Raw genomic sequence first — 14,659 nt, 5'->3', positions numbered from 1 at the left:
CGCTCGAGCACTCTCGACTGGGCGCGACTCGATACCAGCTGCGTCGTGTTGGGGTCGGTATCCGGCACATCCGTTTCTAGGCTGTACTACCGGCCTTCGGACTGAGCGTGGGCAAGCTGGTATCTGGGCCGGTTTCGATGATGGTGCCGCGCTAGGTGAAGGGGGCGGCGATCGCTGCCTATGGCGGTTTCACTGGCGTTGATCGAGTTGGCCGTAGAGGATCGCGATCGTTGTGTCACGTTCTGCGACTGCAGCTTTGAGTGCAGCGTTCTCTGCTTGCGTGGCGGCAAGTTTGCGACGCAGAGCAGCCACGACCGATGATTCTCGTGGGGACGGACTGCTTTCGTTGGTGTTGACCGGGTGGGTGCGGTACTGGTCGATCGTGGCGAGGATGTCTTTGTGCTTGTAGATCGTGTTGCGTGAGACGTTGGCCTTCTCAGCGACGGCTGCCACGGAGATGGGGGCCCCTGCTTTGCGCAGGGCGCGTACCGCTTTCTCGATGTCGTGGCGTTTGGCTGCCGACCGGTGTTTGCGGTAGCGGGCCAGACCGAGTCGAGCTTTCTCGCCTGGTGGTGGCGGCACGGCTGGACTCACTTTGTCTCCTGGCCGCGCTGATCGTTAGGTTCGCTGGAGTCGGCTTTGCGGAGGGCAGATTCATGGCTGCCGCGAGTCTTGATCTGCAGCAGCGGTAAGCGCTGAGCGGTACCGGCCCCGGCGACTATCTGTTCGGACTCTGCGTGTAGACGGTTGATGATTGCGTCGAGTGAGGCGAGTTCGCGGCGACGTTCGTGGATCCACACGTTGTCATCGGTGAGTTCGCGGCCGGTGCGTTCGTGGTACTGGCGGCGACGCACGTCGATGAGGGTGAGGGTCTTGCGGCGTTGATCGGTGAGTTCATCGAGATGGGTTGCATCGGTAGCGAAGTGACCGCAGGTCAGGCATGCGTTGCCCTTGTCGCAGGATTTCAGCGGCGGCAGCAGGCACACTCCGTTGGGCAGCACGCGGTCGGTGCGTTGCGAGAGCTGGGTCATGTCGTAGATGTCCGACGGACTGATCCCGATGTCTGCTCCCGAGGCGCCAATCTTCTTGTGCTTGAGGAATTCTGCTTCGGCGGTCGCTTCTAGGGTGGCGGCGTATCGCAGCGTCATCTCCGGGGAGGCGTGCCCGAGGTACCGCTGTACGACGTGAATGGGTACACCGTCGTTGAGGAGTTCGGTGGCACGGGTGTGGCGCAGCCGATGTGTTTGCGAGAATTGCAACCGGTGCCCGGCGGCGTCGACGAGGCCGTGAATTTTGTCGAGTTGACGCAGCTTCTCACCGTAGGAGTGATAGCTGCGGGGCAGTTGGCCCTGATTATGGTGACGCAACCCGAGGAACAGATACTTCGACTCCACATCGGGGTAGCGGGCGCGCAACCAGTCTTGCTGCTCGGTGACCACGTTCACGACGGCTTGCTCGACGAGGATGGTCGGTAGGACGCCGTCAACTTTGGTCTGCTGGTACCGCAGCTTCGCCACGAACGCGTCGGGGTCATCGGGGTCGGGGGTTTCTGGCCCGCAATGGCCTCCAGAGGATCGAAATCGAGCATAAGGATCTCCGAGGCCCGGCGACCTGTCAGCGCCTGCAGCAGCCACGTACGAGCCGCTTGCGGATCACCGAGGCCGGCCACCAGGGATATGGTTCCGTCGGGGTGGGTGATGCTGACCGGGTGACCCAGATCTGCGGCCAGCACATCGAGGTAGTTGAGCATCTGCTGCAGGTCTGCGGTCGAGTACCAGGTGAGTTCTCGTGTGTTCTTGCGCCGTCCGGGACGAAATGCAGGGCCCCACAAGCGGGTGTGCGAGTCTGTCAACTTCGCCCACCGTTGATCGCCGGTCACCGCGGCAGCCTCTTCGGCGTTGTCGGCCATGAACGCATAGAACGACTGGGCGCGTGACCGCGCATTGTCGATGGCGTTTTGGGTGAGCGGTTTACCCGGACGCGATTGCCCCTCCTGTGACTCCAGGTAGGCGGTGTAGTCGCGGAACGTTTGACGCAGCACTGCCCGGTCGGAGCTGATCACCGGACTGGTGATCGCCTTAGATGTAAGGAACGGACCCAGGTGCCGCGCCATCCCTCGGGCGCGATCACTCAGCGATGTCCATCGCAGCAGTTCACCGGTCAGGCAGGTACTCAACCAGAATCTGACGCCCTCTCTCAACCATCCGGGTTCGATGTCGCTGAGCACGACATTGTGGTCGTGGAACGGTTCATGTTCGCGGACGGGGATACGGGCATCGGCGCGTAAATCCCAGATGTCGTGTTGCCACCACGATTTGTCAGTGCACCGCACCGACAGATAGAGGTGCATCGACTCGACCAGATAGGTGATGTTGCGGCGGGAGTAGGTCGAGGGTAGCCGTCCGTTGCGCTGCTCGAACCCCTTCAACGCCACCCGCAGCAGCGCACCCACCTCCATGTCGGTGATGCTGTCGGGATCACGGCCGTGGTCGCGGCGGAAACCGGCGACCGCCGTCGTCAGAGTGCGTGAGCACCACTTCAACGTCGACGGCTCAATCTTGCGGATACCTTCCCGCCCGCACAGCCACAACCACCACATCACCTCCTGCACAATGCGCTCGGGCACACCTGTGGGTGTGAAATCGATGGTGCGGCCGCGGAATCGGTAGTTCTGTACGAACAACGCGACCAGGTCCTCGCGGGCGTCGACCCGAATGATCAGCGTGCGCCAGGCTTCGGGCACCCGCGCCCATTCACGCGTCCAGTTCGTGGAAATCTCGACTGCAGAGGGCTGGTGTGACGTCGCTGCGCGGCGACGGTCACTGATGTTGCTCATGAAGGCCTTTCCACCCGGCGACATAGCTCTTCCACTGCCCGACCGACCGCATCTCTGCGTCCTCGGTCACCCACCCGTAGATCGACAGCGTTGTTTGCACATCGGCGTGGCCAAGCCTGCGCATCACCACATGCGGCGGAGCGCCGCTGAGCAGCAATGCGGTTGCGTGGGTGTGGCGAAACCAGTGCGGTGTCCACTCGGCGGGCAAGTCCGAATGGGTGGCCTTGATGGCATCGACCTTGTCGTACACCGTTTCCGGGCGCATCGCCGCATACTTCTCACCGCGCACGAGGTTGACGAATACGAAATGGGTCGACAGGTCGTCGACCACCACATCAGCGCCTTGCGCAACGAGTTGCCACACGAACTCGCTGTAGATCCCGACGAGGTCGTCACCGATGAAGATGCGACGACCACCCGACTTCGCACGCATCCCATGTGGATGGTCGCCGCGGTCGACGATCTGCACATACGGTGTGCCACCACCACTGATGTGGAAGTCGTGATGGCGCAAACTCAATGCCTCACCCATCCGCATGCCCGTCTCGGCTAACACCGCGAAGAACAGACGATCCCGTAGTCCGGCCGCGCTACCTGTCCACGTCCCGGACTGTTGGGTCGAGCACGAATCAAGGATCGTTATCACCTGCTGCGGCAACAACACCGGTGTCTCCGTGCGGTTGGGTGACCTACGCCGGTAGATAGGTTGCTCGTGTTGTCGGCGCGGCCCGATACCGGTCAAGAACCCTGCGTACGGATTACGCCGGGCGGCACGGGCATGTGAGGAGAACAGCCGACGGTACGGGGTGAGCAGGTCGTGGGCGTCGGCGAAGTACTTGTACATCGACAACACCGCCGCACCACGGGGCTGCAGTGACGCCGCTGCCATCCCGCGCGACTCATCGGGTGTGCCGATGCGTGTGGTTCCGGGTAGATCACCGGTACGCAGGTAGGACAGGTAGCTACCGAACAACGTGGTCGGAAAGTCGTCGAACTTGTGACCGGTGTGATCGAGCACCGTCCACCACGCGGCCAGCCCGTAGGCGTAACTTTTCACTGTGTTCGGCGATGCGCCAGCCTCAACGAGGAACCGCAGATACTCGCGGGCCTCGGTGATCGTGAGGCGATTCGAACCGACCACGGTGTAGGACACCTTCCCGTCCGGCAACACCATTCGCTGGACCTTCGCCACCGCCATCACACCCCTGAACTGTCAGGCATGGCGGTCGCGCCACAAATCCAGATCGGTGATCGGGGCAAGAGGCGTGAACTCCGGATCATACGGTTCGGCAACCAACATCGACTGCCTGGAGTGCACGGGTCGTGACGGTGGCGCTGATCGCTGCAGCGCGAGCAACCACTCCAACACATCGGGAGCCAACACGTTCGCGTCGCGTGCGGCGAGCATCGGTACCGACACCGTCCCGTAGCAGCGTTCCACCCACTTCGAGATTAGCCGCGGCCGCTCCACGACACGCTCATCCCACCCAGGCTCGGTCATACTCCACGAATGCCCGGTCGCCGGATTCTTCCGAGTACGCATCTGCCGGTTGAGCATGTCGGCCCGCTTCGAGTCGATCAACCCGGTGTCGTTGAGGTGACGGATCAACGCACCCAGCGACAATCCCCACTTGTCCTTGAGCGGCTTGAGGTTCAGCAGCGACATCGCTTTCGGTAACTCCGCAGCGATCGCTTCCCGGGGCGCGAGAAACTCCGTAGCGAAACGATTCGCTTCCTGCTCTTGCTCGGAACCCACGTCACACGAGCGTCCTGAGTGCAGAACCAGGTGTCCCAACTCGTGCGCGACGGTGAACCGAGTACGTTCCCACGACTCCGATTCCCGCAACACCAGCAACGGCCGATCCCGGTGCTGACCCACCCACGTCGAGTATCCCTGATGACGTTCGGTGCGCGAGGACGTCGCCGCGAAGTCGCTCTCCCACTCGCCGGCCATGCGTCGACGTACAACAATCGGTGCGCCAATACGCTCAACTTCGTACATCAGGTCATCGATCTCCTCGTGGCGATCGAGGCCCATCACATCGCGTACCGCAGCTGCGGCCAGCGCTACCGGCATCTGCTCGCCGCGAGAACCAACCGACGGCAGCCGCACCGGCGGCAACTTCGCCTGCGCGTCCAGGTCCTCGAGGAAGTCGCCCGTCAGCGACGCGAACACAGCCAAAGACTCCTGCTCGCTTTTCGTCATCGACTTCGGAGCCCTGAACAACAAATCCGATGTCGCCACCCGAGTACGCGGCTCAGAACCGAAAAATGCTGTCGGGAAACGCAATATCCTCGCCATAGACTCCACCTCATCATCGGTGAACAGCATCACCGACGACTTCTCCAGCTTCGCCTGACGAACATTCGTCCAGCCCATCAAGTCGGCAAACGACGTTGCCGTTAACCGCCGCAACACACGCGCTTGCCGTACCCGGGCCCCAAAAATCTCGATCATTGTGCGCTCGATTCAACAACATCAGCTTGGGGGCCATTCGTGCGCCTACCACCTTGCCCGATGCCTACGACGGATCCGCCGAACCGGTGTGCTCGTCGGCACCCGACACGTCGGCGAAATCCTCGTCGGACCGGCGGCGACGAGGTGGCGTCGTCAGCGCCGCTGCGATCGTCGGCACACTCCCTGCGACTGCACCGGCCATGCCTGTCGACGTCGTCCGCTCTTCCATCACCGGCGAAGGCAACGGTGTTGTCGCATAAAGAATCTCGTCGTACTTGGTCAACACGCCCGCCGCCAGGACCGCTCCACCCAGTGCCAGACTTCCCGGCCACCACAACACATACAATCGATAGCCCGAAGGGGCGATAGGCCCCTCGAACGACTCGTCGACGATCGGCGCCCCCAGCTCGTCGTCGAAGCTCATCTGCATCCCGCCTGGCTGGTAGGTCGACAGCGGCAGCAACTCGCCGTCCGGACCCGTCGGATGACGCCGCACTCGTATCTCGGTGCCCCGTCCGTCGTACAGCAAGATACTGAACCCGTTGCTGCCCTTGCATTGCAGCGTCGACTCCTCGCTCTGGCGACGGCGCCGCGACATCAGCACAGTCTCCAGCAATATGGCCGAGACCGAGATTCGTCGAGGGGTGTCGTCCTGGTCCACGAATCTGTCGTCGACCTCGCCCAGACGGGCGATCAGATCCCCGTGCAGCTCGGACAGCACCTGCGAGTGCTGCACCACCAACTGCTCGATCAGTTCTTGCGGGTTGTCGTGTAGCGGCATGCGGGAAATATTCCCCCCACTTTGCTACATCAGTCACGCCGCCACGCCGGTGTGTCGGAAGATTCTCTGACAACTGCATACCTAATAGGATACATGTCCACATAGGTATAATCCCAGCTCAACACGCATCTAAACCGTCGATATTCTCTCTAACTACAGATAATGCGAAGATCCAGTCGACGTCGTTCGGACCGTCGAGATAGCGTCTGTCGCGGTAGAAGTCGACGTATCGCTGCGCCTCGACGAGGTCATCCAGCCTGGCCTCATACGCCGCAACATAGATCGCTCGGGCCCGGTGGTCGTAGAACCGACCCTGTAGCGCTGCCAGCCTGTCGTTGGCGATCTTCCCGGCCCGGATGACGTCGAACAGCATCATCGCCAACCCCGCCTGTTCATCAGCCAGAAGCTCGATCACCTTGGCCGACCGGTGCCGGCCGGACTCCCGCAGCAACGCGGCGTCGGCGGTCAGGACCGCGACGTGCTCGGCGATCGCGGGCAGACCCTCAGCGATGACGGGCATGCGGGCAGCTCCGGAGAGGTTGAATAGTCGTACGAGGGCACGTGGTTCCACCTGGTCATTGTGCCGGGTCGGGCGGTTGTGGGGACAGCGACTTTTGGTGGGTCCTGTGAGGGCCGGCGAATCCCAGGGGCCTGGCCGTACCGGGCGACCCCGGTATGAGGTTAGACCGTCGTATTACGTTGTGACGGTGGTGGTTTGCTGTCGGTGGTGTGGGTTAGTGTGTGGATCAGTTCCGGTGAGACATAAGGGTCTCGACGGAGCCTCGATCCGAAGGAGTCCCGCATGGGGATGGATGTGTTTGGGCGGGCGCCGAGCGCGCCGGTGGGTGAGTACTTCCGTAACAACGTGTGGTGGTGGCGGCCGTTGGCGGAGTTCGTGTGCGAGCGGTATCCCGAGCTGGCTGCGGGGTGTGAGTACTGGCAGTCCAACGACGGTGACGGGCTCGACGAGCAGACCTCGATCGAGCTGGCGGGGCGGTTGCGTGCCGATCTGGCTGCGGGGGCGGTGGCCGAGTACGAACAGGCCCACACCGCCCGCTTGGCAGCGTTGCCGGATGAAACCTGCCGGTGGTGCGCGGGCACCGGGGTGCGCACCGATGAGGTCGGGGTGCAGATGGGTCTGGACCGCCCGCGTGACCCCGAGACCGGGCGGGGCGGATGCAACGCGTGCAACGGCGTCGGAACCCACCCACCGATGGATGCGAGCTATCCGTTCAGCGCCGAGAACGTGGCCGAGTTCGCCGAGTTCCTCGCCGCCTGCGGCGGATTCCGGATCTGCTGAAAGGGGCAGGCAAGTGACGACGACACCGCAACAGCCACGGACGCCCGCACACGGCGTTCTGGAACTGTCCAGCGACGGCGAAGACGATGAGAGGCTGCGCCTGGCCCTCGACGGCTTCGAGACCTACGTGTATCTGGTCATCGACGGCGCCTACTACGGGGCGTTGAGCATCCGGCCGCACCCGGCACGGCATGGGTGGCAGCTCGAGCTGGGCCAGTACAGCCAGGTGACGCAGGACTGGGCCAGGCGGAACCCGATCGGGCGGCTGGGTGGCTGGATCGAGTGCGGGGACAACGGCTACTACGCGGTGATCGACGGGGCGCCGGCGTTCACCGAGGACGGTGGGTGGCCGATCGCGTTCGACACTGCGCAGGAAGCCCACGTGTCGTTGGTGACCGCGCTGCGCCAGTTGGGCCGTGACTACACCAGCGTGGTCCACACCGATGTGATCGACCTACGGCGCGGTGAGGAACGCGACGACCCGGCAGGAGACGTGCCGCTGAACCTCTGATCGCACGCCGGGCGGACCCCGGTATGAGGTCCGCCCGGTGTATTGCGTTGTGGCGGTGCTGGTTTGTTGTCGGTGGCGGCGGCTAGTGTGTGGGTTAGTTCCGATGAGACATCAGGGTCTCGCCGGGCCGAATCGAGGGAGTGATTTCGATGGGTGAGTGCGTGTCGAGTCGAGTGCCGCAGTCGGTGGCGGCAGTGCTGACGGCGGTGCCGGGCCTGCTGGGTTTCGTCCCGCACCGTTCGCTGGTGATTCTGGCGTTCGCCGACGGCGGTGAGCGTGTGGTGGCGACGATGCGTTACGACTTCGCTCGGCGCGCGGATGGCAGCGCGCACGAGCAGGTGTTTGCGACGCTGCGGGACCTGGCGGCGATCACCGCCGGCTATGGCGTGACCACGGTGGCGGCGGTGATCGTGGATGACCGGCTGCGCCGCGGCGACGCCGCGCACCGGGAGTTCGCGCACCGGATGCACGACATCCTCGCCGGGTGCGGCGGGCTGCACGCGGGCTATGTGGTCGAGACGATGGCCGAAGGCCAGCGGTGGTGCACGGTGTGGGGAGAGGAGGCCCGCGACGGCGCGGACTCTGATGGGGTGCTCGGTGATCCGTTCACCTCGCCGACGGCCACCCGCGCCGCGGTCGAGCAGGGCCGCACGGTGGTCGCCAGCCGCGACCGGGTCGGTGCCGACCTCAGTCCGGACGGCTGCGCGTGCGGTGGCTATGGGTTCGACGCTCACGGTCACACCGAGACCGATCCGGTCGCTGCGGTCGCAGCGGTGATGGGCGCGTTGGACGGCCCGGTGGACTGTGCGACGGCGGCCGCGGTCGGGCGCGCGTTGTGCGACCTCGACATTCGCGATGCGTTGCTGGCGTTGGCGGGTACGACCGCGCACCGCCACACCGCGGCGAATCTGTGGCAGCACATCGCCCGCCACTCCATCGGCACGGTACGGGCGAGTGCGGCGACGATGCTCGCGCACCTGTACTACGTCGCCGGTGAGGGCGCGATGAGCGGTATCGCATTAGATGAGGCGCTCGCCGCGGATCCGGATTGGGCGTTGGCGCGGCTGCTGGATGAGGCACTGCGGGCAGGCGCGCATCCGAGCGTGCTGCGGTCGATGCTCGACACCAGCGCCGACATGCTCGCACTGCTCGGCGTCCCGGTCGAGGTCGACGCGGTAGCCGCCGCCCTGCCCGCCTGACCGTCCGCCCCAGACCCCGAGGCGCCGGCGCTCGAAAGGGTGCCGGCGCCCGGGCCGTACCGGGCGGACCCCGGTATGAGGTCCGCCCGGTGTATTGCGTTGTGGCGGTGCTGGTTTGTTGTCGGTGGCTGCGGCTAGTGTGTGGGTTAGTTCCGATGAGACATCAGGGTCTCGCCGGGCGATTCCCGAAGGGGTGTTGTGGCGATGGATGTTGCCGAGTTGTTCGCAGAGGTCCGTGATTCGTTGGCGGATGTGTTTGCCTCGATCGAGTGGGCAGAGGATGAGATCGCGGCGGCGCAGCGGCGCTGGCCAGCTCGCTCAGATGCGCTGTTCCATTCGTTCTCGCTGATCCGGCCGCCGGGCGAGTTGCTGGAGCGGCTGAGTGTGGAACCGGTGTACCGGGCCTATGCCCGGGAACTGCTCGATCGGGTCGGCCAAGAGCAGGACACCCGCCCCGGTACGGCGGTGGAGGTGTGCTTGGGGCTGCGGGAAGCGAGCCTGCGGGCGCCGCTGAGTCATGACGGGTTCGGGCTGTATGCACGGATGTGGGATGCCGCAGGGCTGCCGGAGGTCGACGGCGTCACCGACATGCGAGCCCATTACGAGGCGATCAGCGCCGACGCCCTGGACGAGGCCGAAACCTATGCGCGCCGCCACATCAACCGCCCTGACCGGGTCCTGGAGGTCACCGGGTGCTGCGGACAGCATCACGGCGTCGAGGTCGCGTGCGTCTACGCCAGCACCGACGGCGAGGCCGCCGCGTGAGCGCCCCCGACATCGCGCCGGTCTTCACGGTCGAGGTCACCGAGACGACCACGACCCGCTACCGCGTCCGCGCCGCCGATGCCGATCGCGCGCAGGACGTCGCCACCGGCCACAACATCGAGGAGGGGAGCGAGGGCGGCGAGGTCGTTGCCTACGAGCGCGAGGCCGAGGCGTTCCCCGAGGCCCCCACCGAGGCGCGTAGCGCTCTGGCGGTGATCACCGACCCTGACGACCCGCCAGCGGTGGTGACCGTGGGCGAGATCGCGGATCAGATCCCGGCCCGCGCCGCGCAGCTGGCGTGCGCGCAGATGATGACCGCCCTCGGCGGTCAGGCCGAGTGGACCAGCGACACCATCGAATGGGTCGCCGCACATCTGGTCCGCGTCGCTCCGCACTGGGTGCCGACGTTCACCGACTCCGGGACCACAACCGACGCGGTCGACTTCTGGCAGACCGTCGACCTGGCGACCACCGACAGCGCCGAGGTCGACGCCGACGGCCAGGACAGGGCCTGGCTGGGCCTCAGTGAGGCGCTGGCCGATCATCGGCGGTTGGCCGGGCAGATCAGCGCGGCGTCGGAGGCGTGCGACACCGGGCTCCTGACGGCCCTGGAGATGGACGAGGTCGACTACCTCAAACGGGTGCGCGACGCCGCTGAGGGGGTGCGTCGTGGCTGATGCGAAGTACCCGCGCCGCGACGGCGAGGACCCGGGCGCGCACTACATCGAGGAAGCGGTGTCGGTGTACCTGATGCGCCACCCCTCGCAGGACCGGTGGGTCATCGACCCGCTGACCATCGACGGCTGCGCGTTGGATTCGACCCACGACACCTACCCGTCCAACGTCGAATGCCAGTGTGGGCAAGACGATGCGGTGTGCGACATGGTCACCAATCGCATGGCCGGGCATCCGTTGCCGTCGGGTGAGGAACTGATGGTGATGCTCGCCGACGCGCTGGGCTACCAGGTGACGCGGGCAGGTGAGTCGCAGTGACCATCGACCAGCAGGCGGCGACTCCGGTGGTGTTCAGCGAAACAGGGGAGCGGGCGCGGGCGGCGCTGTCGTCGCATCTGACGGTGCGCAATCTCGTTGAGCGCCATACCGAGTTGGCGGCGCTGCGCACTCTGTATGAGGTGATGTGCAGCAACGGGTGGGTAGCGATCCACGTCGACATCGAAGAGTGCTCGGCGATCGAAACCTTCGCGTTGGCCGACGGCGAGCGCTGCTATCTGGGTGCCGACAACGACCTGGACGCGATCAACGATGTGATGTTCGAGGTTGTCGGCAACTGCCCACGGCGGATCTTCCGCTACCTCGATGGTGAGTATTGGGCTGATCGCGGCGACGTTCGCGCGGCGATCGACTCGGCGCTACGCGCCCAGGTCCCCGCCGGGTGGCCGCCCATCGGATAGGGCGACTTTGATCGGATTTTGGGGGAGGTGACACTCTGTCGCCTCCCCCAAAATGGCAGGTCGACAAGTGCTCATACCGGGCCGACCCCGGTATGAGGTCGGCCCGGTGTATTGCGTTGTGCGACAGCTAGAAAGTTGTCGGTGGGTGCCGTTAGTGTGTGGGTTAGTTCCGGTGAGACATCAGGGTCTCGCCGGATTTCCTGAGAGGACAGTGTGATGACTGTTGCGCAGTGGGATGGACGTTCGTTGGCCGCGGATCTGGCCTATGTGAAGCGGGTGACCGGACTGTCAGCGCGCCGCGGTGTGTTGGCGCAGTTGCGGACGGTGACGATCGCCGCGCTCGGCGGGGTGGGCACGCTGACCCACTACAACTACGACGCCGGGGTGGTGGTGCGCGCGCAGGTGCAGGGAGGTCTGGAGGCGACCACGGTGGACTTCCCCGAACTCGCCGCCGCGGTGAAAGCTGCGGGGCGCGGGGTGGTGGAGCTCGAGCGCGACGGGGACCGGTTGGTGGTGGCCGGACCCGACGGGCGGTCGTCGGTGGCGGTGTTCGCCAAGGGTGAGGATGTGCCGGTGATGCCCACGGTCGGCGGGACGGCGGTGCTGGTGGCCGATACCGGTGTGTTCGCCACTGCGGTGGCCGCGGTGGCGCCGGCGGCCGGGGATGATGTGACGCTGCCGATGCTGACCGGTGTGCATATCGACGCCGACGACGCCGGGGTGGTGTCGCTGGCGACGACCGACCGGTTCCGGCTGGCGGCAACGGAGTTGGCCACGGCCGCCCCCGTAACGCTGGACGGGCCGGTGTTGGTGCCGGTGAAGGTCCTCGCCGTGGCGGCGGGACGGGTGGCCAAGCGCGAGGGCGCGGTGAGTGTGTACGTCGACGGCGGGCAGGTGCGCGTCAGCGGCGGTGACAGTGACGTCGTGGTGCGGGCGCTGGATTGCCAGTTCCCGCGGTGGCGCAACCTGCTGCCGGGTGCTGGTGATGACCGGATGCGTGCGCGGGTCGCCGCGCCGGATCTCGCGCGTCGGCTCAAGAAGCTCTCGGTGTTCTCGGTGCGGGTCACGATGTCGGCCGACGGTGTGCGGGTGGAGGCGGGCGACCTCGAGACCGGACAGGTCTCGACCACCTTCGACGTGGGCGCCCACGACGTCGACGACCGCGTGGTCGGGGTGGTGGCCGGGTACAACCCGGAGTATTTGGCGTCGCTGCTGGCGTGCGCCCCGGGCGAGGTCGAGCTGACGTGGTCGCCGACCGCGCCGACGTCGCGGCCGATGACCATCGAGTTCGATCGGGTGCGTCATCTGTTGATGCCGGTCCGGTTGCCCGGTGCCGAGACGGCGGCGGCCGCCTAGACCGGGGGTCCAGCGGGGCGCCGGCACCCACCGATCGGGGTGCCAGGCGCCGCGCCGTCCCGGCAGGCCCGACCGGCTGTACCGGGCCGACCCCGGTATGAGGTCGGTCCGGTCTATTGCGTTGTGGCGGTGCTGGATTGTTGTCGGTGGGTGCCGTTAGTGTGTGGGTTAGTTCCGGTGAGACATAAGGGTCTGGGCCGGACACCTAAACCGAGAGGGGTCGTCATGACGAGGACTGCGGATGTGTCGGGTGTGCGGATCGATACTGAGGGCGCGGTGTCACAGGTGATCGCCGAGGGCGGCGACACGCTGAGCATGTTGCAGGCCGGGGTGGGCGGGTACGTCGATGTGGTGCGCCTGCCCGGCGGCATCGATATGTGGGTCGATGATGAGGCCGCTTACACCCAGCCCGTCAATGCGTGGGCGTCGGTGCTCAACGGGATTCTGCACGGGCAGCCGGTGATCTGGGGGCCGGTGGTGTTCGCGTCGTCCACCGACGCGGGGGAGACCGTCTCACTCAACGGTGAGCAGGTCGCGCGCCTGGCCGCGTGGTTCGCCGATGAGGTCGAGGCTCCCGACGTCGCCGCCGCGATCACCGGTCTGGGCGGTGTCGAGACCCCGGCGGGGGTGCAGTGATGCCCGCCCTGCCGCGCCCGCTCCGCGTGCCGTTGACGCCGCGCCTTCGGCGTGTGCGTGCTGGCGGGTGGGCACGGTCCCGCACGCGGGGCACTGCTGTTTCGACGGGCCCGCCGAGGCGTACCAGGACGACGCCGTACTGCCCCCGTGCGGGCACTGGCACCCCGCCCTAACGCTGGCCGACATCACCGGGCAGCACAGCATCACAGACCACCCGGCGAGACATCAGGGTCTCACCGGGGCACATGGAGGGAAAGTCGCATGACGACAATGGAAGTCAGCCACGGACACAACGGGCACGCTGCCGAGCAGGTGTGGCCGTCGATCGGTGAGGGTGTGCTGAATCTGCCGAACCCGATCACCGACGCGGGGGCGTGGGTGCCCGCCGATGATGTGCGCCGGGTCGAGGCCGAGGTCGAGCGTCTGCGGGAAGAGTTGCGGCGCGCCGAGCTGGACCGGGACACCGCCCGTGAGGAGGCGTCGACGCTGGCGAGGGAAGACCGGGCGCGCAACGAGGCGGCGTGCGAGTGGGCCGACGACAACGATCTGTGCAGCCAATTCGAGCAGTTCTGCGATCAATTCGGCTGGCAGGGCCGCGTCGACGACCTCGAGGTCACCGTCGACGTGACGGTGCAGGTGTCAGTGCTGGCCTCTGATGTCCCCCGCAATGAGCAGGACAGCTATTGCCTGGAGCAGCGCATCGACGACGACGCCGTGCGGGAGAAGCTGAACGAGGGCGCATTCTCGCTCACATCGACGTCGATCAGCGATTGGGACCGGGTCTAGTCGCCTGCTGAGTGCCACCGTGGCGGGGTAGGTGAGCGCCCAACTCGGCTACCCCGCCACGGCGGGGTTCCAGGCTCTCAGAGGCGAACAGGAAGGGTGAGGGAGGGGTGCATTTCGGGGGTTCCCCCTCCCTCATTTCCTGTGAGAGCGTTCTCCCGTTGGGTGTGGCAACTGTCAGAGCACGCGCGGTAGACGATAGCAAACCTGCGATCCGCTGTCGTGACGGGGCAAATCCGCCGGCCTTTTTGGTTGCAGCTGCAATGAACAGTCGCGCTAGTCGTAGATTCCCGTAGGGAATCGGTTGTGTGGCAATGGTTTTTAATTCTGTTGTGCGGTAGTATGTTTCATATGGGTATTGAGAGCGTCCGCCAGGACAGTCGGGCGGGATCGGGTGAGGGTCGGCCGCAGGCCGGCACGGACCCTGTCGAGGACCGTTGCTCGGTCTGAACGTGCTAGACTTATCGACATGAAACACAGTGCACCACAAGCATACTCCCACCAATCGACCGTAGGTCGATGGGAAGCGGGACAGCGAAACGCACGCCACCACGGCGCCGCTTGCGGCGCCCCTTCGGGCGCGCTTGCGCGCCGTACCCCGACGGGGCGCTTGCGCCCCGGA

General features: G+C 65.6%; 17 protein-coding genes. 10 read left to right on the top strand and 7 right to left on the bottom strand.

Going from position 1 to position 14,659, the window contains the following annotated elements; genetic code table 11:
- Window positions 1–189: 189 nt before the first annotated feature.
- The 7 genes from MVF96_RS23915 to MVF96_RS23890 form a co-directional block, all read right to left on the bottom strand.
- Complete coding sequence (locus tag MVF96_RS23915) at window positions 190–594, bottom strand: DUF6262 family protein (RefSeq protein ID WP_007237519.1); 405 nt, start codon at window positions 592–594, stop codon at window positions 190–192.
- Window positions 591–1,445: a tyrosine-type recombinase/integrase gene (locus MVF96_RS24745; protein WP_418930455.1), complete on the bottom strand. Its 855-nt coding sequence runs from the start codon at window positions 1,443–1,445 to the stop codon at window positions 591–593. The genes MVF96_RS23915 and MVF96_RS24745 overlap by 4 nt, the downstream gene beginning before the upstream one ends.
- Window positions 1,442–2,836: a hypothetical protein gene (locus MVF96_RS24740; RefSeq protein ID WP_418930454.1), complete on the bottom strand. Its 1,395-nt coding sequence runs from the start codon at window positions 2,834–2,836 to the stop codon at window positions 1,442–1,444. Before MVF96_RS24740 ends, MVF96_RS24745 begins: the two co-directional genes overlap by 4 nt.
- Window positions 2,820–4,010, bottom strand: a complete 1,191-nt coding sequence (locus MVF96_RS23905; RefSeq protein ID WP_247452198.1) for a tyrosine-type recombinase/integrase — start codon at window positions 4,008–4,010, stop codon at window positions 2,820–2,822. The genes MVF96_RS24740 and MVF96_RS23905 overlap by 17 nt, the downstream gene beginning before the upstream one ends.
- 39 nt (window positions 4,011–4,049) lie before the next feature.
- Window positions 4,050–5,294, bottom strand: coding sequence for an ImmA/IrrE family metallo-endopeptidase (locus MVF96_RS23900; protein ID WP_083835978.1), 1,245 nt, complete (start codon window positions 5,292–5,294; stop codon window positions 4,050–4,052).
- Window positions 5,295–5,358: 64 nt separating this feature from the next.
- Entirely contained in the window at window positions 5,359–6,075 is a 717-nt protein-coding gene (locus MVF96_RS23895; protein WP_007240528.1) for a hypothetical protein, read from the bottom strand.
- A gap of 118 nt (window positions 6,076–6,193) precedes the next feature.
- On the bottom strand, window positions 6,194–6,595 hold the full coding sequence (locus MVF96_RS23890; protein ID WP_247452197.1) for a hypothetical protein: 402 nt from the start codon (window positions 6,593–6,595) through the stop codon (window positions 6,194–6,196).
- Window positions 6,596–6,883: 288 nt separating this feature from the next.
- Here MVF96_RS23890 and MVF96_RS23885 point away from each other — a divergent pair, with 288 nt between their 5' ends.
- The 10 genes from MVF96_RS23885 to MVF96_RS23840 all read left to right on the top strand — a co-directional run bounded on the left by MVF96_RS23885 (window position 6,884) and on the right by MVF96_RS23840 (window position 14,040).
- Window positions 6,884–7,375: a hypothetical protein gene (locus MVF96_RS23885; RefSeq protein ID WP_247452196.1), complete on the top strand. Its 492-nt coding sequence runs from the start codon at window positions 6,884–6,886 to the stop codon at window positions 7,373–7,375.
- Window positions 7,376–7,388: 13 nt separating this feature from the next.
- Complete coding sequence (locus MVF96_RS23880) at window positions 7,389–7,886, top strand: hypothetical protein (protein ID WP_247452195.1); 498 nt, start codon at window positions 7,389–7,391, stop codon at window positions 7,884–7,886.
- Between the two features lie 161 nt (window positions 7,887–8,047).
- Complete coding sequence (locus MVF96_RS23875; RefSeq protein ID WP_247452194.1) at window positions 8,048–9,085, top strand: DUF4192 domain-containing protein; 1,038 nt, start codon at window positions 8,048–8,050, stop codon at window positions 9,083–9,085.
- A 204-nt stretch (window positions 9,086–9,289) separates the two neighbouring features.
- Window positions 9,290–9,850 (top strand): hypothetical protein, encoded by a 561-nt coding sequence (locus MVF96_RS23870; protein ID WP_247452193.1) that lies wholly within the window; start codon window positions 9,290–9,292, stop codon window positions 9,848–9,850.
- Window positions 9,847–10,527 (top strand): hypothetical protein, encoded by a 681-nt coding sequence (locus MVF96_RS23865; protein WP_247452192.1) that lies wholly within the window; start codon window positions 9,847–9,849, stop codon window positions 10,525–10,527. Before MVF96_RS23870 ends, MVF96_RS23865 begins: the two co-directional genes overlap by 4 nt.
- Window positions 10,520–10,843 (top strand): hypothetical protein, encoded by a 324-nt coding sequence (locus tag MVF96_RS23860; protein WP_247452191.1) that lies wholly within the window; start codon window positions 10,520–10,522, stop codon window positions 10,841–10,843. Before MVF96_RS23865 ends, MVF96_RS23860 begins: the two co-directional genes overlap by 8 nt.
- Complete coding sequence (locus tag MVF96_RS23855) at window positions 10,840–11,262, top strand: hypothetical protein (protein ID WP_247452190.1); 423 nt, start codon at window positions 10,840–10,842, stop codon at window positions 11,260–11,262. Before MVF96_RS23860 ends, MVF96_RS23855 begins: the two co-directional genes overlap by 4 nt.
- A gap of 216 nt (window positions 11,263–11,478) precedes the next feature.
- On the top strand, window positions 11,479–12,618 hold the full coding sequence (locus MVF96_RS23850; RefSeq protein ID WP_247452189.1) for a DNA polymerase III subunit beta family protein: 1,140 nt from the start codon (window positions 11,479–11,481) through the stop codon (window positions 12,616–12,618).
- A gap of 225 nt (window positions 12,619–12,843) precedes the next feature.
- Window positions 12,844–13,254 carry a DUF3846 domain-containing protein gene (locus MVF96_RS23845; protein WP_247452188.1) on the top strand — a complete coding sequence of 137 codons (411 nt, stop codon included), beginning with the start codon at window positions 12,844–12,846 and terminating at the stop codon, window positions 13,252–13,254.
- Between the two features lie 261 nt (window positions 13,255–13,515).
- Window positions 13,516–14,040, top strand: coding sequence for a hypothetical protein (locus MVF96_RS23840; protein ID WP_247452187.1), 525 nt, complete (start codon window positions 13,516–13,518; stop codon window positions 14,038–14,040).
- Window positions 14,041–14,659: the final 619 nt, after the last annotated feature.

Origin of the sequence: Gordonia hongkongensis, assembly GCF_023078355.1 — a bacterium.
GTDB classification, from domain to species: Bacteria; Actinomycetota; Actinomycetes; order Mycobacteriales; family Mycobacteriaceae; genus Gordonia; species Gordonia hongkongensis.
The sequence above is the reverse complement of the archived record's forward strand: the minus strand, read 5'-3'. Positions and strand labels throughout refer to the sequence as shown.

Bases quoted from the DNA above. Each gene is read 5' to 3' on its own strand.
- MVF96_RS23895 (WP_007240528.1), bottom strand. From the start codon at position 6,075: ATGCCGCTACACGACAACCCGCAAGAACTGATCGAGCAGTTGGTGGTG.
- MVF96_RS23890 (WP_247452197.1), bottom strand. From the start codon at position 6,595: ATGCCCGTCATCGCTGAGGGTCTGCCCGCGATCGCCGAGCACGTCGCG.
- MVF96_RS23845 (WP_247452188.1), top strand. From the start codon at position 12,844: ATGACGAGGACTGCGGATGTGTCGGGTGTGCGGATCGATACTGAGGGC.
- MVF96_RS23900 (WP_083835978.1), bottom strand. From the start codon at position 5,294: ATGATCGAGATTTTTGGGGCCCGGGTACGGCAAGCGCGTGTGTTGCGG.
- MVF96_RS23905 (WP_247452198.1), bottom strand. From the start codon at position 4,010: ATGGTGTTGCCGGACGGGAAGGTGTCCTACACCGTGGTCGGTTCGAAT.
- MVF96_RS23840 (WP_247452187.1), top strand. From the start codon at position 13,516: ATGACGACAATGGAAGTCAGCCACGGACACAACGGGCACGCTGCCGAG.
- MVF96_RS23870 (WP_247452193.1), top strand. From the start codon at position 9,290: ATGGATGTTGCCGAGTTGTTCGCAGAGGTCCGTGATTCGTTGGCGGAT.
- MVF96_RS24740 (WP_418930454.1), bottom strand. From the start codon at position 2,836: ATGAGCAACATCAGTGACCGTCGCCGCGCAGCGACGTCACACCAGCCC.
- MVF96_RS23885 (WP_247452196.1), top strand. From the start codon at position 6,884: ATGGATGTGTTTGGGCGGGCGCCGAGCGCGCCGGTGGGTGAGTACTTC.
- MVF96_RS23850 (WP_247452189.1), top strand. From the start codon at position 11,479: ATGACTGTTGCGCAGTGGGATGGACGTTCGTTGGCCGCGGATCTGGCC.